General features: G+C 65.8%; 30 protein-coding genes. All 30 read left to right on the top strand.

The genetic code is table 11. The annotated features are described in order from the left end of the window. Positions 1-53 precede the first annotated feature (53 nt). The 30 genes from rpsJ to ACGFN2_RS29085 all read left to right on the top strand — a co-directional run bounded on the left by rpsJ (position 54) and on the right by ACGFN2_RS29085 (position 16,331). On the top strand, positions 54-362 hold the full coding sequence (rpsJ, locus tag ACGFN2_RS29230; RefSeq protein WP_014054162.1) for a 30S ribosomal protein S10: 309 nt from the start codon (positions 54-56) through the stop codon (positions 360-362). A gap of 14 nt (positions 363-376) precedes the next feature. Further along, positions 377-1,021 carry a 50S ribosomal protein L3 gene (gene rplC / locus ACGFN2_RS29225; protein WP_018090903.1) on the top strand — a complete coding sequence of 215 codons (645 nt, stop codon included), beginning with the start codon at positions 377-379 and terminating at the stop codon, positions 1,019-1,021. Positions 1,022-1,029: 8 nt separating this feature from the next. Continuing rightward, positions 1,030-1,683, top strand: coding sequence for a 50S ribosomal protein L4 (gene rplD, locus ACGFN2_RS29220; RefSeq protein WP_362605932.1), 654 nt, complete (start codon positions 1,030-1,032; stop codon positions 1,681-1,683). Continuing rightward, complete coding sequence (rplW, locus tag ACGFN2_RS29215) at positions 1,683-2,006, top strand: 50S ribosomal protein L23 (RefSeq protein ID WP_069567068.1); 324 nt, start codon at positions 1,683-1,685, stop codon at positions 2,004-2,006. The genes rplD and rplW overlap by 1 nt, the downstream gene beginning before the upstream one ends. Positions 2,007-2,045: 39 nt before the next feature. After that, positions 2,046-2,882 (top strand): 50S ribosomal protein L2, encoded by an 837-nt coding sequence (rplB, locus tag ACGFN2_RS29210; protein ID WP_042155863.1) that lies wholly within the window; start codon positions 2,046-2,048, stop codon positions 2,880-2,882. 12 nt (positions 2,883-2,894) lie between these two features. Next, positions 2,895-3,176 (top strand): 30S ribosomal protein S19, encoded by a 282-nt coding sequence (gene rpsS, locus ACGFN2_RS29205; RefSeq protein WP_018090899.1) that lies wholly within the window; start codon positions 2,895-2,897, stop codon positions 3,174-3,176. 44 nt (positions 3,177-3,220) lie between these two features. Next, on the top strand, positions 3,221-3,568 hold the full coding sequence (gene rplV / locus ACGFN2_RS29200; protein ID WP_159747089.1) for a 50S ribosomal protein L22: 348 nt from the start codon (positions 3,221-3,223) through the stop codon (positions 3,566-3,568). After that, entirely contained in the window at positions 3,568-4,395 is an 828-nt protein-coding gene (rpsC, locus tag ACGFN2_RS29195; protein WP_159744866.1) for a 30S ribosomal protein S3, read from the top strand. Before rplV ends, rpsC begins: the two co-directional genes overlap by 1 nt. Positions 4,396-4,400: 5 nt before the next feature. Beyond that, complete coding sequence (rplP, locus tag ACGFN2_RS29190; protein ID WP_004571829.1) at positions 4,401-4,820, top strand: 50S ribosomal protein L16; 420 nt, start codon at positions 4,401-4,403, stop codon at positions 4,818-4,820. After that, positions 4,820-5,044, top strand: coding sequence for a 50S ribosomal protein L29 (rpmC, locus tag ACGFN2_RS29185; protein ID WP_018090896.1), 225 nt, complete (start codon positions 4,820-4,822; stop codon positions 5,042-5,044). Before rplP ends, rpmC begins: the two co-directional genes overlap by 1 nt. Further along, positions 5,044-5,325, top strand: a complete 282-nt coding sequence (rpsQ, locus tag ACGFN2_RS29180; RefSeq protein WP_030589651.1) for a 30S ribosomal protein S17 — start codon at positions 5,044-5,046, stop codon at positions 5,323-5,325. Before rpmC ends, rpsQ begins: the two co-directional genes overlap by 1 nt. A 104-nt stretch (positions 5,326-5,429) precedes the next feature. Continuing rightward, complete coding sequence (rplN, locus tag ACGFN2_RS29175; RefSeq protein WP_003992364.1) at positions 5,430-5,798, top strand: 50S ribosomal protein L14; 369 nt, start codon at positions 5,430-5,432, stop codon at positions 5,796-5,798. A gap of 3 nt (positions 5,799-5,801) precedes the next feature. Beyond that, on the top strand, positions 5,802-6,125 hold the full coding sequence (rplX, locus tag ACGFN2_RS29170; protein ID WP_030062892.1) for a 50S ribosomal protein L24: 324 nt from the start codon (positions 5,802-5,804) through the stop codon (positions 6,123-6,125). Continuing rightward, the gene (gene rplE, locus ACGFN2_RS29165; RefSeq protein WP_018090895.1) at positions 6,125-6,685 is read left to right on the top strand and encodes a 50S ribosomal protein L5; all 561 of its coding nucleotides are present in this window, start codon (positions 6,125-6,127) and stop codon (positions 6,683-6,685) included. Before rplX ends, rplE begins: the two co-directional genes overlap by 1 nt. A gap of 5 nt (positions 6,686-6,690) precedes the next feature. Next, entirely contained in the window at positions 6,691-6,876 is a 186-nt protein-coding gene (locus ACGFN2_RS29160) for a type Z 30S ribosomal protein S14 (RefSeq protein ID WP_003956452.1), read from the top strand. Between the two features lie 238 nt (positions 6,877-7,114). Beyond that, positions 7,115-7,513 (top strand): 30S ribosomal protein S8, encoded by a 399-nt coding sequence (gene rpsH, locus ACGFN2_RS29155; RefSeq protein WP_006604885.1) that lies wholly within the window; start codon positions 7,115-7,117, stop codon positions 7,511-7,513. A 22-nt stretch (positions 7,514-7,535) separates the two neighbouring features. Next, a complete protein-coding gene (rplF, locus tag ACGFN2_RS29150) occupies positions 7,536-8,075 on the top strand; it encodes a 50S ribosomal protein L6 (protein WP_362605938.1) in 540 nt (179 codons plus the stop codon). Positions 8,076-8,078: 3 nt separating this feature from the next. Beyond that, positions 8,079-8,462, top strand: coding sequence for a 50S ribosomal protein L18 (gene rplR / locus ACGFN2_RS29145; protein ID WP_018090893.1), 384 nt, complete (start codon positions 8,079-8,081; stop codon positions 8,460-8,462). Positions 8,463-8,508: 46 nt separating this feature from the next. Continuing rightward, entirely contained in the window at positions 8,509-9,111 is a 603-nt protein-coding gene (gene rpsE, locus ACGFN2_RS29140) for a 30S ribosomal protein S5 (RefSeq protein WP_362605942.1), read from the top strand. After that, positions 9,111-9,293, top strand: a complete 183-nt coding sequence (rpmD, locus tag ACGFN2_RS29135; RefSeq protein WP_362605945.1) for a 50S ribosomal protein L30 — start codon at positions 9,111-9,113, stop codon at positions 9,291-9,293. The genes rpsE and rpmD overlap by 1 nt, the downstream gene beginning before the upstream one ends. 1 nt (position 9,294) lies before the next feature. Continuing rightward, positions 9,295-9,750: a 50S ribosomal protein L15 gene (rplO, locus tag ACGFN2_RS29130; RefSeq protein ID WP_362605948.1), complete on the top strand. Its 456-nt coding sequence runs from the start codon at positions 9,295-9,297 to the stop codon at positions 9,748-9,750. 226 nt (positions 9,751-9,976) lie between these two features. Next, the gene (secY, locus tag ACGFN2_RS29125; protein ID WP_362605951.1) at positions 9,977-11,290 is read left to right on the top strand and encodes a preprotein translocase subunit SecY; all 1,314 of its coding nucleotides are present in this window, start codon (positions 9,977-9,979) and stop codon (positions 11,288-11,290) included. Then, entirely contained in the window at positions 11,290-11,946 is a 657-nt protein-coding gene (locus ACGFN2_RS29120; RefSeq protein ID WP_362605952.1) for an adenylate kinase, read from the top strand. Before secY ends, ACGFN2_RS29120 begins: the two co-directional genes overlap by 1 nt. A gap of 122 nt (positions 11,947-12,068) precedes the next feature. Continuing rightward, on the top strand, positions 12,069-12,902 hold the full coding sequence (map, locus tag ACGFN2_RS29115) for a type I methionyl aminopeptidase (RefSeq protein WP_393365508.1): 834 nt from the start codon (positions 12,069-12,071) through the stop codon (positions 12,900-12,902). 199 nt (positions 12,903-13,101) lie between these two features. After that, entirely contained in the window at positions 13,102-13,323 is a 222-nt protein-coding gene (gene infA, locus ACGFN2_RS29110) for a translation initiation factor IF-1 (RefSeq protein WP_003956442.1), read from the top strand. Between the two features lie 60 nt (positions 13,324-13,383). After that, entirely contained in the window at positions 13,384-13,497 is a 114-nt protein-coding gene (gene rpmJ / locus ACGFN2_RS29105; RefSeq protein ID WP_003956441.1) for a 50S ribosomal protein L36, read from the top strand. 196 nt (positions 13,498-13,693) lie between these two features. Beyond that, positions 13,694-14,074 carry a 30S ribosomal protein S13 gene (gene rpsM / locus ACGFN2_RS29100; RefSeq protein WP_100604412.1) on the top strand — a complete coding sequence of 127 codons (381 nt, stop codon included), beginning with the start codon at positions 13,694-13,696 and terminating at the stop codon, positions 14,072-14,074. A gap of 64 nt (positions 14,075-14,138) precedes the next feature. Further along, the gene (gene rpsK, locus ACGFN2_RS29095; RefSeq protein WP_004571845.1) at positions 14,139-14,543 is read left to right on the top strand and encodes a 30S ribosomal protein S11; all 405 of its coding nucleotides are present in this window, start codon (positions 14,139-14,141) and stop codon (positions 14,541-14,543) included. A 29-nt stretch (positions 14,544-14,572) separates the two neighbouring features. Next, positions 14,573-15,199, top strand: a complete 627-nt coding sequence (rpsD, locus tag ACGFN2_RS29090; protein WP_362605959.1) for a 30S ribosomal protein S4 — start codon at positions 14,573-14,575, stop codon at positions 15,197-15,199. A 109-nt stretch (positions 15,200-15,308) separates the two neighbouring features. Further along, on the top strand, positions 15,309-16,331 hold the full coding sequence (locus ACGFN2_RS29085; protein ID WP_003956430.1) for a DNA-directed RNA polymerase subunit alpha: 1,023 nt from the start codon (positions 15,309-15,311) through the stop codon (positions 16,329-16,331). The last annotated feature ends 86 nt before the right edge of the window (positions 16,332-16,417 follow it).

The following is a 16,417-nucleotide window of genomic DNA, read 5'->3' as shown; positions in this document are numbered from 1 at the left end:
CGCAGCGCATCGGGTCCCAGAGCGTTTACGAGAGACAGGACTACGAAGTAGCCATGGCGGGACAGAAGATCCGCATCCGGCTCAAGGCCTACGACCACGAGGTCATCGACTCCTCGGCGAAGAAGATCGTCGAAACGGTGACCCGTACTGGTGCGTCGGTCGCGGGCCCGGTGCCGCTGCCCACTGAGAAGAACGTGTACTGCGTCATCAAGTCGCCGCACAAGTACAAGGACGCGCGCGAGCACTTCGAGATGCGCACGCACAAGCGCCTGATCGACATCCTCGACCCGACGCCCAAGACCGTTGACTCGCTGATGCGCCTGGACCTTCCGGCCGGCGTTGACATCGAGATCAAGCTCTGAGAGGCGCGGAAGAGATGGCTAAGCAGATCAAGGGCATCCTGGGCGAGAAGCTCGGCATGACCCAGGTCTGGGACGAGAACAACCGTGTCGTCCCGGTCACTGTGGTCAAGGCCGGCCCCTGTGTCGTTACCCAGGTGCGCACCAATGACCAGGACGGCTACGACTCCGTCCAGATCGCCTTCGGCGAGATCGACCCGCGCAAGGTGAACAAGCCCCTCAAGGGCCACTTCGCGAAGGCCGACGTCACCCCCCGTCGTCACCTCGTCGAGGTCCGTACCACCGACGCCGGTGAGTACACCCTCGGCCAGGAGCTGACCGCTGAGACCTTCGAGTCCGGCGTCAAGGTGGACGTGACCGGCAAGAGCAAGGGCAAGGGCTTCGCCGGCGTCATGAAGCGTCACGGCTTCCACGGCGGCAAGGCGTCCCACGGTGCCCACCGCGTGCACCGTAAGCCTGGCTCCATCGGTGGCTGCGCCACCCCGGGCCGTGTGTTCAAGGGCATGCGGATGGCCGGCCGTATGGGCAATGAGCGGGTCACCACCCAGAACCTGACCGTCCACGCCGTTGACGCGGAGAAGGGTCTGCTGCTCATCAAGGGCGCAGTTCCTGGTCCGAACGGCGGCCTCGTCCTGGTCCGTACCGCGGCCAAGGGGGCCTGAGGTAACCGATGAGCACCATTGACATCCTTTCGCCGGCAGGCGACAAGGCCGGTACCGTCGAGCTCCCCACGGAGATCTTCGACGCGAAGGTCAGCGTTCCGCTGATCCACCAGGTCGTTGTCGCGCAGCTGGCCGCGGCCCGTCAGGGCACGCACAAGACCAAGACTCGCGGCGAGGTCCGCGGCGGTGGCAAGAAGCCGTACCGCCAGAAGGGCACCGGCCGGGCGCGTCAGGGTTCGACCCGTGCGCCGCAGTTCGCCGGCGGTGGCATCGTCCACGGCCCCGTGCCGCGTGACTACAGCCAGCGGACCCCGAAGAAGATGAAGGCCGCCGCCCTGCGCGGTGCCCTCACCGACCGGGCCCGCAACAGCCGTATCCACGTCGTTTCCGGCGTGGTCGAGGGCGACATCTCCACCAAGGCCGCCAAGACTCTCCTCGGCAAGGTCAGCGAGCGCAAGAACGTGCTCCTGGTCGCCGAGCGCAGCGACGAGGCCGCGTGGCTGTCCGCCCGCAACCTGCCCCAGGTCCACATCCTGGAGCCGGGCCAGCTGAACACGTACGACGTGCTCGTCTCCGACGACGTGGTCTTCACCAAGGCCGCCTTCGAGTCCTTCGTGTCTGGCCCCAAGGCCAACGCTGAGACCGAAGGGAGCGACGCCTGATGACTGAGGCCGTCGTCACCAGCAAGACCTTCACGGACCCGCGCGACGTTCTCGTCAAGCCCGTGGTTTCCGAGAAGAGCTACGCGCTGCTGGACGAGAACAAGTACACGTTCATCGTCGCGCCCGGCAGCAACAAGACCCAGATCAAGCAGGCCGTCGAGGCGGTCTTCTCGGTCAAGGTCACCGGGGTCAACACGATCAACCGGCAGGGCAAGCGCAAGCGCACCCGCACCGGTTACGGCAAGCGCGCAGACACCAAGCGCGCCATCGTGACCCTCGCCGAGGGCGACCGTATCGACATCTTCGGCGGCCCGGTCTCCTAACGGAGTCCGAGTCGTCCGGAATCGGACGAGGACTGAGAAATGGGTATCCGCAAGTACAAGCCGACGACCCCGGGCCGTCGTGGCTCCAGCGTCGCCGACTTTGTCGAGATCACGCGGTCCACGCCGGAGAAGTCGCTGGTCCGCCCGCTGCACAGCAAGGGCGGCCGTAACAACGCCGGTCGTGTGACCGTTCGCCACCAGGGCGGTGGCCACAAGCGCGCCTACCGAGTGATCGACTTCCGTCGTCACGACAAGGACGGCGTGCCGGCCAAGGTCGCGCACATCGAGTACGACCCGAACCGCACCGCGCGCATCGCGCTGCTGCACTACGCAGACGGCGAGAAGCGCTACATCATCGCGCCCCGTGGCCTGGTCCAGGGTGCTCGGATTGAGAACGGCCCTGGCGCCGACATCAAGCCGGGCAACAACCTGCCGCTGCGCCACATCCCCGTGGGTACGACGATCCACGCGATCGAGCTGCGTCCGGGCGGCGGTGCGAAGTTCGCCCGCTCGGCCGGTGCCTCCGTGCAGCTGCTGGCGAAGGAGGGCCGCATGGCTCACCTTCGTATGCCGTCCGGTGAGATCCGCCTGGTCGACGTCCGCTGCCGCGCCACCGTTGGCGAGGTCGGCAACGCCGAGCAGTCGAACATCAACTGGGGTAAGGCCGGCCGCATGCGCTGGAAGGGCGTCCGCCCGACCGTGCGTGGTGTCGTGATGAACCCCGTCGACCACCCGCACGGTGGTGGTGAGGGCAAGACCTCCGGTGGTCGCCACCCGGTCTCGCCGTGGGGTCAGAAGGAGGGTCGTACTCGTTCGCCGAAGAAGGCGAGCAACAAGTACATCGTCCGCCGCCGCAAGACGAACAAGAAGCGCTAGGAGCGGGTTTAGATGCCGCGCAGTCTCAAGAAGGGGCCCTTCGTCGACGACCACCTTTCCAAGAAGGTGGATGTTCAGAACGATGCCGGCACCAAGAACGTCATCAAGACCTGGTCCCGCCGCTCCATGATCGTCCCGGCCATGCTCGGTCACACGATCGCGGTGCATGACGGCCGCAAGCACGTCCCGGTGTTCGTCACCGAGTCGATGGTTGGCCACAAGCTCGGCGAGTTTGCGCCGACCCGCACCTTCCGCGGCCACGAGAAGGACGACCGCAAGTCGCGTCGTCGCTGATCGACCGGAGTGCGAAGACTATGACTGACACCGAAGGGACAACCATGGAAGCCAGGGCCCAGGCGCGGTACATCCGCGTCACGCCCATGAAGGCCCGCCGCGTGGTGGACCTTATCCGTGGCATGGATGCCACGGAGGCTCAGGCGGTCCTGCGTTTCGCCCCGCAGGCCGCGAGCGTGCCGGTGGGCAAGGTGCTGGACAGCGCCATTGCCAACGCCGCGCACAACTACGACCACACGGACGCCTCCACGCTGGTTATCAGCGAGGCGTTCGTCGACGAGGGCCCGACCCTGAAGCGGTTCCGTCCGCGTGCTCAGGGCCGTGCCTACCGGATCCGCAAGCGGACCAGCCACATCACCGTGGTCGTCAGCAGCAAGGAAGGAACCCGGTAATGGGCCAGAAGGTAAACCCGCACGGGTTCCGGCTCGGCGTCACGACGGACTTCAAGTCCCGCTGGTACGCCGACAAGCTGTACAAGGACTACGTCAAGGAAGACGTCGCCATTCGTCGCATGATGACGAAGGGCATGGAGCGCGCCGGTATCTCCAAGGTGGAGATCGAGCGCACCCGTGAGCGCGTCCGCGTTGACATCCACACCGCTCGTCCGGGCATCGTCATCGGCCGCCGCGGCGCCGAGGCGGACCGCATCCGCGGCGAGCTGGAGAAGCTGACCGGCAAGCAGGTCCAGCTGAACATCCTCGAGGTCAAGAACCCCGAGACCGACGCTCAGCTGGTGGCCCAGGCCGTCGCCGAGCAGCTGTCCTCCCGCGTCTCCTTCCGTCGCGCCATGCGTAAGAGCATGCAGTCGACGATGAAGGCCGGCGCCAAGGGCATCAAGATCCAGTGTGGTGGCCGTCTCGGCGGCGCCGAGATGTCCCGCTCGGAGTTCTACCGCGAGGGCCGTGTGCCCCTGCACACGCTCCGTGCGAACGTCGACTACGGCTTCTTCGAGGCCAAGACCACCTTCGGCCGCATCGGCGTGAAGGTCTGGATCTACAAGGGCGACGTCAAGAACATCGCCGAGGTGCGTGCCGAGAACGCTGCCGCCCGTGCGGGTAACCGCCCGGCCCGCGGTGGCGGCAACGACCGCCCGCGCCGCGGTGGCGAGCGTGGCGGCCGCGGTGGCCGCAAGCCGCAGCAGCAGAACGCCGCTGCCGAGGCCCCCAAGGCCGAGGCCGCAGCCGCTGCTCCGGCGGAGACCCCCGGAACGGAGGCCTGACCGACATGCTGATCCCTCGCAGGGTCAAGCACCGCAAGCAGCACCACCCGAAGCGCAACGGCATGGCCAAGGGTGGCACCGAGCTGGCCTTCGGTGAGTACGGAATCCAGGCCGTCACCCCGGCCTACGTGACGAACCGGCAGATCGAGTCCGCTCGTATTGCCATGACCCGTCACATCAAGCGTGGCGGCAAGGTGTGGATCAACATCTACCCCGACCGTCCGCTGACGAAGAAGCCGGCCGAGACCCGCATGGGTTCCGGTAAGGGTTCTCCGGAGTGGTGGGTCGCGAACGTCAAGCCCGGTCGGGTGATGTTCGAGCTGTCCTTCCCGAACGAAAAGGTTGCCAAGGAGGCGCTGACCCGCGCCGCCCACAAGCTTCCGATGAAGTGCCGCATCGTGCGGCGCGAGGCAGGTGAGTCGTGATGGCGGCCGGTACCAAGGCGACCGAGCTGCGCGAGCTGAATGACGAGGACCTCGTCGGAAAGCTTCGTGAGGCCAAGGAGGAGCTGTTCAACCTCCGCTTCCAGGCGGCGACCGGACAGCTTGAGAACCACGGTCGGCTCAAGTCCGTCCGTAAGGACATCGCCCGGATCTACACCCTGATGCGTGAGCGCGAGCTGGGCATCGAGACGGTGGAGAGCGCCTGATGAGCGAGAAGAATGTGACTGAGACGAACGAGCGCGGTTTCCGCAAGACCCGTGAGGGTCTCGTCGTCAGCGACAAGATGGACAAGACCGTCGTCGTCGCTGTCGAGGACCGTGTCAAGCACGCGCTGTACGGCAAGGTCATCCGCCGTACCAACAAGCTCAAGGCGCACGACGAGCAGAACGCTGCCGGCGTCGGCGACCGCGTCCTCCTGATGGAGACCCGGCCGCTGTCCGCCAGCAAGCGCTGGCGCATCGTCGAGATCCTCGAGAAGGCCAAGTAATCCCTCCTAGGGGTACGCCCTAGGAGCAGTTCCGCCAGGCTCGGCGAGAAGCGCGAGGCACTCGCGCTTCTCGCCGGGAACCGGCAGACATTCAGGAGATAGACGTGATCCAGCAGGAGTCGCGACTGCGTGTCGCCGACAACACTGGTGCGAAGGAAATCCTTTGCATCCGTGTTCTCGGTGGTTCCGGTCGCCGCTACGCGGGCATCGGTGACGTCATCGTCGCCACCGTGAAGGATGCGATCCCCGGTGGCAACGTGAAGAAGGGTGACGTCATCAAGGCGGTCATCGTTCGGACCGTCAAGGAGCGCCGCCGTCCCGACGGCTCGTACATCCGCTTCGACGAGAACGCGGCCGTCATCCTCAAGAACGATGGCGACCCCCGCGGCACCCGCATCTTCGGCCCGGTGGGCCGGGAACTGCGCGAGAAGAAGTTCATGAAGATCATCTCGCTCGCGCCGGAGGTGCTGTAACCGATGAAGATCAAGAAGGGCGACCTGGTCCAGGTCATCACCGGTAAGGACAAGGGCAAGCAGGGCAAGGTCATCCAGGCCTTCCCCCGCGAGGACCGCGTCCTGGTCGAGGGTGTCAACCGGGTCAAGAAGCACACCAAGGCCGGACAGACCGCTCGTGGGTCGAAGACCGGCGGCATCGTGACGACCGAGGCCCCCATCCACGTCAGCAACGTTCAGCTGGTCGTGGAGAAGGACGGCAACAAGGTCGTCACCCGCGTCGGGTACCGCTTCGACGACGAGGGCAACAAGATCCGCGTTGCCAAGCGGACCGGTGAGGACATCTGATGACTGCCACCACCAACGCGCCGCGTCTCAAGACGCGCTACCGCGAAGAGATCGCCGGGAAGCTGAAGGACGAGTTCTCCTACGAGAACGTCATGCAGATCCCCGGTCTGACCAAGATCGTGGTCAACATGGGTGTGGGCGACGCCGCCCGCGACTCCAAGCTGATCGAGGGCGCCATCAAGGACCTCACCACGATCACCGGCCAGAAGCCGGCCGTCACCAAGGCCCGGAAGTCCATCGCGCAGTTCAAGCTGCGTGAGGGTCAGCCGATCGGCGCCCACGTCACCCTCCGCGGTGACCGCATGTGGGAGTTCCTGGACCGCCTGCTGTCGCTCGCGCTGCCGCGCATCCGCGACTTCCGTGGTCTGTCCCCGAAGCAGTTCGACGGCCGGGGCAACTACACCTTCGGTCTCACGGAGCAGGTCATGTTCCACGAGATCGACCAGGACAAGATCGACCGTACCCGGGGTATGGACATCACCGTGGTCACCACGGCGACCAACGACGACGAGGGCCGGGCCCTCCTTCGTCACCTCGGCTTCCCGTTCAAGGAGGCGTGAGCGAGATGGCGAAGAAGGCTCTGATTGCCAAGGCTGCTCGCAAGCCGAAGTTCGGTGTGCGTGCGTACACGCGCTGCCAGCGCTGCGGCCGCCCGCACTCCGTTTACCGCAAGTTCGGCCTGTGCCGCGTGTGCCTTCGTGAGATGGCTCACCGTGGAGAGCTGCCGGGCGTGACCAAGAGCTCCTGGTAATCCCTTCATTGGGACGACCAGGGCTCTCGGTAAGCATTCGGTCGGCGGGCGTCCACTCCTCCTTTCCCGTAGGGTAGAGGGGTTTGGGCGCACCGCCGCCCGAGACCGACCGCGGGCCGTGCCCGCATAAAGTCGCTTACTACGCCGTAGGTCCCCGCGCCGCACCCGTCCCGACTCTGATCGGGGAGAGGGATGGCGCACATAGGAAACCCCGGCGAGAGAGGCCGAAGGCCAATTCATGACCATGACTGATCCCATCGCAGACATGCTGACCCGTCTGCGGAACGCGAACTCGGCGTACCACGACACCGTCGTGATGCCGCACAGCAAGATCAAGTCGCACATCGCGGAGATCCTCCAGCAGGAGGGTTACATCACCGGCTGGCGCGTCGAGGACGCCGAGGTTGGCAAGAACCTCGTCCTCGAGCTGAAGTTCGGCCCGAACCGCGAGCGCTCGATCGCCGGCATCAAGCGGATCTCGAAGCCGGGCCTCCGGGTCTACGCAAAGTCCACCAACCTGCCGAAGGTCCTCGGCGGCCTGGGCGTGGCGATCATCTCCACGTCCCACGGTCTCCTGACCGGTCAGCAGGCCAGCAAGAAGGGCGTGGGTGGGGAAGTCCTCGCCTACGTCTGGTAACCAGGGAACGGAGGAATAGCTAATGTCGCGTATTGGCAAGCTGCCCATCCAGGTTCCCGCTGGTGTGGACGTCACCATCGAGGGCCGTACGGTCGCGGTGAAGGGCCCCAAGGGTTCCCTCTCGCACACCGTCGCGGCGCCCATCGAGGTCGCCAAGGGTGAGGACGGCGTGATCAACGTTGTCCGCCCGAACGACGAGCGTCAGAACAAGGCCCTGCACGGCCTGTCCCGCACGCTGGTGGCGAACATGATCACCGGCGTGACCCAGGGCTACAGCAAGGCGCTCGAGATCAGCGGTGTCGGTTACCGCGTCCAGGCGAAGGGCTCCAGCCTGGAGTTCTCCCTGGGCTACAGCCACCCGATCCTGGTCGAGGCCCCCGAGGGGATCTCCTTCAAGGTCGAGTCGCCCACCAAGCTCAGCGTCGAGGGCATCGACAAGCAGAAGGTCGGCGAGGTGGCGGCGAACATCCGTAAGCTGCGCAAGCCTGACCCGTACAAGGCCAAGGGCGTCAAGTACGCCGGCGAGGTCATCCGCCGCAAGGTCGGAAAGGCTGGTAAGTAAGCCATGGCATACGGTGTGAAGATCGCTAAGGGTGACGCCTACAAGCGCGCCGCCGCTAAGCGTCGCCACATCCGCATCCGTAAGCGGATTTCGGGTACCCCGGAGCGTCCGCGTCTCGTGGTGACGCGGACCAACCGTGGCATCACGGCGCAGGTCATCGACGACATCGCGGGCCACACGCTCGCGTCGGCGTCGACCCTGGACGCCTCGATTCGTGGTGGCGAGGGCGACAAGAGCGCTCAGGCCAAGCAGGTCGGTTCCCTGGTTGCCGAGCGTGCCAAGGCCGCCGGTGTCGAGGCCGTCGTGTTCGACCGTGGTGGCAAGCAGTACGCCGGGCGGATTGCCGCTCTGGCCGACGCCGCCCGCGAAGCCGGGCTGAAGTTCTAAGCCCCGGTTCCGGAGCTAGCGGACGTAACAGAGAGAGGTAAATCCAATGGCTGGACCCCAGCGCCGCGGGAGCGGTGCCGGTGGCGGCGAGCGGCGGGACCGGAAGGGTCGCGACGGTGGCGCTGCCGCCGAGAAGACCGCATACGTTGAGCGCGTTGTCGCGATCAACCGTGTCGCCAAGGTTGTCAAGGGTGGCCGTCGCTTCAGCTTCACCGCGCTGGTCGTGGTGGGCGACGGTGACGGCACCGTAGGTGTCGGTTACGGCAAGGCCAAGGAAGTTCCGGCTGCCATCGCCAAGGGCGTGGAAGAGGCCAAGAAGAACTTCTTCAAGGTCCCCCGTATTCAGGGCACCATCACTCACCCCATCCAGGGCGAGAAGGCTGCGGGCGTCGTCCTGCTCAAGCCGGCTTCCCCCGGTACCGGTGTGATCGCCGGTGGCCCCGTGCGTGCCGTTCTGGAGTGCGCGGGCATTCACGACGTGCTGAGCAAGTCGCTCGGTTCGTCGAACCCGATCAACATCGTGCACGCCACGGTGACCGCGCTTCAGGGCCTGCAGCGCCCCGAGGAGATCGCGGCCCGTCGTGGCCTGCCGCTGGAGGACGTTGCCCCCGCCGCTCTGCTGCGGGCGCGTGCCGGGGTGACCGCGTAATGGCGCACCTCAAGATCACGCAGACGAAGTCCTACATCGGTAGCAAGCAGAACCACCGCGACACCCTCCGTTCGCTGGGCCTCAAGCGGCTCAACGACGTGGTTGTCAAGGAGGACCGCCCCGAGTTCCGCGGCATGGTGCAGACCGTCCGCCACCTCGTGACGGTTGAGGAGGTCGACTGACATGGCGGAGAACAACCCGCTGAAGGTCCACAACCTCCGGCCCGCCCCGGGCGCCAAGACCGCCAAGACCCGTGTCGGTCGTGGTGAGGCGTCCAAGGGTAAGACCGCTGGTCGTGGTACCAAGGGCACGAAGGCCCGTTACCAGGTTCCGGAGCGCTTCGAGGGTGGGCAGATGCCCCTCCACATGCGCCTCCCGAAGCTGAAGGGCTTCAAGAACCCCGCCCACAAGCAGTTCCAGGTCGTGAACCTGGCCAAGCTGGCCGAGCTCTACCCGCAGGGTGGCGAGGTCACGGTGGCCGACCTGATTGCCAAGGGCGCGGTGCGCAAGAACGAGCTCGTCAAGGTCCTGGGCCAGGGCGAGATCTCCGTGGCGCTGCAGGTTTCGGTTGACGCCGTTTCCGGCTCCGCCAAGGAGAAGATCGCCGCTGCCGGCGGCACCGTCACCGAGCTCATCTGAGTTCGCTGGTTCAACTGACCGGGGATGCCCAGTGATTGGGGCATCCCCGGTTGGTCGTTCCAAGGGGGTACGGTCGCCGGTAAGGTGGCGTGCAGTGTTGTTTTGTCCGGGCCCGGTGCCCGGACGCTCGCCGTACGGGCCGTGCCCGTGCGGTTTTGGCCGCTAACTATTTCGTCGATCCTCAAGACCGTCACCTCTCGCACAGGCGGGAGGCGCAGGAGGCACCGTGCTCACCGCGTTCGCCCGAGCGTTCAAGACGCCCGACCTGCGCAAGAAGCTGCTGTTCACATTGGGCATCATCGTGCTCTACCGGATCGGCGCGCATGTTCCGGTCCCCGGGGTGAATTACGCGAACGTCGAGACCTGCATGAAGCAGGCCGGCGGAAACAGCGGGTTGTTCGCCCTGGTGAACATGTTCAGCGGTGGTGCGCTGCTGCAGATCACGATCTTCGCGCTGGGGATCATGCCGTACATCACGGCGAGCATCATCCTCCAGCTGCTGACCGTGGTGATCCCGCGACTGGAGGCCCTCAAGAAAGAGGGGCAGTCCGGCCAGGCGAAGATCACCCAGTACACCCGCTACCTGACCGTGGCGCTCGCCATCCTGCAGGGCACCGGCCTGGTGGCCACCGCCCGCAGCGGTGCGCTCTTCCAGAGCTGCCCGGTCGCCAGCGAGATCGTGCCCAGCGACTCGATCTTCACCACCATCACCATGGTCATCACGATGACCGCCGGCACCGGCCTGATCATGTGGCTCGGTGAGCTCGTCACCGACCGCGGTATCGGCAACGGCATGTCGATCCTGATGTTCATCTCGATCGCCGCGGGCTTCCCGGGCGCGCTGTGGCAGATCAAGCTCCAGGGCAAGCTGGCCGACGGCTGGATCGAGTTCCTCGCGGTCATCGCGGTGGGTCTGGCGATGGTCGCCCTGGTGGTCTTCGTCGAGCAGGCCCAGCGGCGCATTCCGGTGCAGTACGCGAAGCGGATGATCGGCCGCCGGTCCTATGGCGGTACGTCCACTTACATCCCGCTCAAGGTGAACCAGGCAGGTGTGATTCCTGTCATCTTCGCGTCATCGCTGCTCTACATTCCAGCCCTCATCGCACAGTTCAGCGGGTCGAAGGCGGCATGGGCGACGTGGATCGCCACCAACTTCACCAAGGGAAATCACCCGGTTTACATCGTTACGTACTTCCTGCTGATCGTGTTCTTCGCCTTCTTCTACGTGGCCATCAGCTTCAACCCCGAAGAAGTTGCCGACAACATGAAGAAGTATGGTGGCTTCATCCCGGGTATCCGGGCTGGTCGCCCGACGGCCGAGTACCTCAGCTACGTGCTCAACCGGATCACGTGGCCGGGCTCGCTGTACCTGGGGCTGATCGCGCTCGTACCAACAGTGGCGTTGGTGCTTTTCAACGCGAACCAGAACTTCCCGTTCGGCGGGACGAGCATCCTCATCATCGTGGGTGTGGGCCTGGAGACCGTGAAGCAGATCGAGAGCCAGCTTCAGCAGCGCAACTACGAAGGGTTCCTCCGCTGATGCGAATCGTCCTCGTCGGACCTCCGGGGGCCGGCAAGGGTACGCAGGCTGCGTACCTTGCCAAGAACCTCGCGATCCCGCACATCTCCACGGGGGACCTGTTCCGCGCCAACATCAGCCAGGGCACGCCCCTGGGTGTCGAGGCGAAGTCGTACATGGACGCCGGCAACCTGGTGCCCGACTCGGTCACGATCGGCATGGCCGAGGACCGCATGGAGCAGCCCGACGCGGCCGACGGCTTCCTCCTGGACGGCTTCCCCCGCAACCTGGGCCAGGCCAAGGCGCTGGACGAGTACCTCAAGGACAACCACCTCAAGCTGGATGCCGTCCTGGACCTGGAGGTCCCCGAGGACGAGGTCGTCAAGCGGATCGCCGGCCGGCGCATCTGCCGCAACGACAGCAGCCACGTCTTCCACGCCGAGTACAACAAGCCGAAGGCCGAGGGCGTCTGTGACGTCTGCGGCGGCGAGCTGTACCAGCGGGACGACGACCGTGAGGAGACCGTCCGCAAGCGCCTGGAGGTCTACCACACGGAGACCGAGCCGATCATCGACTACTACAAGGCCCAGGGCCTGGTGGTGGACATCCCCGCGATGGGGAAGGTCGACGAGGTCACCCAGCGTGCGATGGCGGCTCTGCCGCCCCGCGACGCGTAACAGCACACAGCGTCCCTACGGCCGCGGTGCCCGCAACGGGTACCGCGGCCGTATCGTGTACGGGGTGGTCGGACGACCGCCGCAGAAGCGTTGTAGTCGGTTCAGGAAAGGCGCCAGCCGTCATGGTGGAGATCAAGACCCCCGAGCAGATCGCGAAGATGCGCGAGGCGGGACTGGTGGTCGCCGCCATTCACGCGGCGACCCGCAAGGCCGCGGTGCCGGGCGCCACGACCAAGGACCTGGACGACGCGGCCCGCAAGGTGCTCGCCGAACACGGAGCGAAGTCGAACTTCCTCGGTTACGGCGGCTTCCCCGCCACGATCTGCACCTCGGTCAACGATGTCGTGGTCCACGGCATCCCCGACGGCACGGTGCTCCAGAACGGCGACATCATCTCCATCGACTGCGGCGCGATCATCGACGGCTGGCACGGCGACGCGGCGTACACCGCCTTCGTCGGGTCCGGTCACTCGGCGGAGCTGGTCGAGCTGAGCCGGGTCACCGAGGAGTCGATGTGGGCGGGCATCGCGGCGGTGGCCAAGGGCAACCGCCTGGTGGACATCTCCCGGGCGATCGAGGGCTACATCCGCCGCCAGCCGCGCCCGGCCGGCGGTAAGTACGGCATCGTCGAGGACTATGGCGGCCACGGCATCGGCTCGCAGATGCACATGGACCCGCATCTGCTGAACTACGTCGACCGCAAGCGCGGCCGCGGCCCGAAGCTGGTGCCCGGCTTCTGCATCGCGATCGAGCCGATGGTGAACCTCGGCACGGCCAAGACCCACGTCCTCGAGGACGACTGGACGGTCAAGTCGAACGACGGCAGCTGGTCCTCGCACTGGGAGCACTCGGTCGCGCTGACCGAGGACGGCCCGCTGGTGCTGACCGCGCCGGACGGCGGCAGGGCCAAGCTCGCCGAACTGGGGATCACGGCGGCGCCCGACCCCCTGGCCTGAGCCGGGCCCGCGGCCCTGGTGTGAGCCGGCCCCGCCGCCCTGGCGTAAGGATCACGCCCGATGGGCAATAATCCTGGATTCGTCTTTTCCTGGACGCTGGCGTAGACTGACGCGTCGGCTCTCGTGCATCCGTATGCCCTCTTGGTCGAGGGCTTGGTGCGGGATAGTCGATCAAGGTAGCCGATTCGAAGGGCGAAGCGTGGCCAAGAAGCAAGGTGCCATCGAGATCGAGGGCACCGTGATCGAGTCCCTCCCGAACGCCATGTTCAAGGTGGAGCTCCAGAACGGTCACAAGGTCCTCGCGCACATCAGCGGCAAGATGCGGATGCACTACATCCGCATCCTCCCCGATGACCGGGTCGTGGTGGAGCTTTCTCCGTACGACCTGACGCGTGGCCGGATCGTCTACCGCTACAAGTAGATCTTGTCGCCGCCCCGCTCCCGTGGGGTGACGGCACTGACCCGGAGAACCTCACATCCCATGAAGGTCAAGCCGAGCGTCAAGAAGATCTGCGACAAGTGCAAGGTGATCCGCCGCCACGGCCGGGTCATGGTCATCTGCGACAACCTGCGCCACAAGCAGCGCCAGGGCTGACGCACGCCGACCACCTGCATTTCGCAGTTTTCGCGCGACGCAAGCACACGTACATACGCAGTCACCCGACCCCCGCATCACGTGCGCGGGGACGACACCCTCGGCTCGGAGGCCGGGGACCCGGCTCGTAATTCTGCAGAGTCTTACGGGAACGGTGCTGCGGAAGACCTCCGTATAGCCATCAGGAGCCACATCAATGGCACGCCTCGCAGGCGTTGATCTCCCGCGCGAAAAGCGTGTGGAGGTCGCCCTCACCTACGTCTTCGGTATCGGGCGGACGCTCTCGCAGCAGACTCTCGCCGCCACCGGCGTGGACCCGAACACCCGTGTTCGCGACCTGGCCGAGGAAGACCTCGTCAAGATCCGCGAGTACGTGGACAACAACCTCAAGACCGAGGGTGACCTCCGTCGCGAGATCCAGGCCGACATCCGCCGCAAGGTCGAGATCGGCTGCTACCAGGGTCTGCGTCACCGCCGCGGTCTGCCGGTGCACGGTCAGCGCACCAGCACGAACGCCCGTACCCGCAAGGGCCCGCGTCGCGCGATCGCCGGCAAGAAGAAGCCGGGCAAGAAGTAGTCCTCAGCAGGACGCTCACCAGCGGTCTTCGCTGTAGGACCGACCACCTCCACGGGAGTAATGAATGCCTCCGAAGGGCCGTACGGCCGGCGCCAAGAAGGTGCGCCGCAAGGAGAAGAAGAACGTTGCCCACGGGCACGCTCACATCAAGAGCACGTTCAACAACACGATCGTCTCGATCACGGACCCCACGGGCAACGTGATCTCTTGGGCCTCTGCCGGCCACGTCGGCTTCAAGGGCTCGCGCAAGTCCACCCCCTTCGCCGCGCAGATGGCCGCCGAGTCGGCCGCCCGCCGCGCGCAGGAGCACGGCATGCGCAAGGTTGACGTCTTCGTCAAGGGCCCGGGTTCCGGTCGTGAGACCGCCATCCGTTCGCTCCAGGCGACCGGCCTGGAGGTCGGCTCCATCCAGGACGTCACCCCCACTCCGCACAACGGATGCCGCCCGCCGAAGCGCCGGCGCGTCTGACGCACTGAGGTAACGGAGACAACTGGAAAATGGCGCGATACACCGGGGCCGACTGCAAGCGTTGCCGTCGGGAGAAGCAGAAGCTCTTCCTCAAGGGGAGCAAGTGCGAGAGCGCGAAGTGCCCGATCGAGATCCGTCCTTACCCCCCGGGTGAGCACGGTCGCGGGCGCACCAAGGACAGCGAGTACCTCCTTCAGCTTCGTGAGAAGCAGAAGTGCAGCCGTATCTACGGTGTCCTGGAGAAGCAGTTCGTGAACTACTACAAGGAAGCGAACCAGAAGACCGGCAAGACCGGTGAGAACCTTCTGCGCATCCTTGAGACCCGCCTCGACAACGTGGTCTACCGGGCCGGCTTCGCCAAGTCCCGCGACCACGCCCGTCAGCTGGTGCGTCACGGACACATCAATGTGAACGGCCGCAAGACCGACATTCCGTCGGCGCGGGTGGCCGTGAACGACATCATCGAGATCCGCGAGGGCTCTCGGAACCTGACCCCCTTCGAGGTGGCCAAGGCCGAGGCCGGCGAGAAGACCGTTCCGGCGTGGCTGGAAGCGATCCCCTCGAACCTCCGGATTCTCGTGCACAGCATGCCCGAGCGCCAGGTGATCGACACCCAGGTGCAGGAGCAGCTGATCGTTGAGCTCTACTCCAAGTAAGAGCTGACCGGTGGGGGCGGTACGGAGCCGATGGCGCCGTGCCGCCCGTACCCTTGTCAGTACAGCGGGCGTCAAATAGCGGGCGTCCACGACTGAAGGATCGAACACCATGCTGATTGCTCAGCGTCCCTCGTTGACCGAAGAGGTCGTCGACGAATACCGCTCCCGGTTCGTGATCGAGCCGCTGGAGCCGGGCTTCGGCTACACCCTCGGCAACTCCCTGCGCCGTACCCTCCTGTCCTCGATTCCGGGTGCGGCGGTCACGTCCATCCGCATCGACGGTGTCCTGCACGAGTTCACCACCGTGCCGGGCGTCAAGGAGGACGTCACCGACCTCATCCTCAACATCAAGCAGCTGGTCGTCTCCTCGGAGCACGACGAGCCGGTCGTGATGTACCTGCGCAAGCAGGGCCCCGGCCTGGTCACCGCTGCTGACATCGCGCCCCCGGCCGGTGTCGAGGTGCACAACCCGGACCTGGTCCTCGCCACGCTCAACGGCAAGGGCAAGCTGGAGATGGAGCTGACCGTCGAGCGCGGTCGCGGCTACGTCTCCGCCGTCCAGAACAAGCAGGTGGGCCAGGAGATCGGCCGTATCCCGGTCGACTCCATCTACAGCCCCGTGCTCAAGGTCACCTACAAGGTCGAGGCGACCCGTGTCGAGCAGCGCACCGACTTCGACAAGCTGATCGTCGACGTCGAGACCAAGCAGGCCATGCGCCCGCGTGACGCCATGGCGTCCGCCGGCAAGACCCTGGTCGAGCTGTTCGGTCTGGCGCGCGAGCTCAACATCGACGCCGAGGGCATCGACATGGGCCCGTCCCCGACGGACGCCGCCCTCGCCGCCGACCTGGCGCTGCCGATCGAGGAGCTGGAGCTCACGGTCCGCTCCTACAACTGCCTCAAGCGTGAGGGCATCCACTCCGTGGGTGAGCTCGTGGCGCGCTCCGAGGCCGACCTGCTCGACATCCGCAACTTCGGTGCGAAGTCGATCGACGAGGTCAAGGCGAAGCTGGCCGGTATGGGCCTGGCGCTGAAGGACTCGCCTCCCGGCTTCGACCCGACCGCCGCCGCCGACGCGTTCGGTGCGGACGACGACGCGGACGCCGGTTTCGTGGAGACCGAGCAGTACTGAGTTCGACCGTTTGTGGTCCGGGGCGCGCTCCGGACCACAAACGCGTGTGATGCTTCCGCGGGGCGGCCGCCTCGTGGGAACTGACA

This window comes from Streptomyces sp. NPDC048612, from assembly GCF_043199295.1.
Classification (GTDB): domain Bacteria; phylum Actinomycetota; class Actinomycetes; order Streptomycetales; family Streptomycetaceae; genus Streptomyces.
The sequence above is the reverse complement of the archived record's forward strand: the minus strand, read 5'-3'. Positions and strand labels throughout refer to the sequence as shown.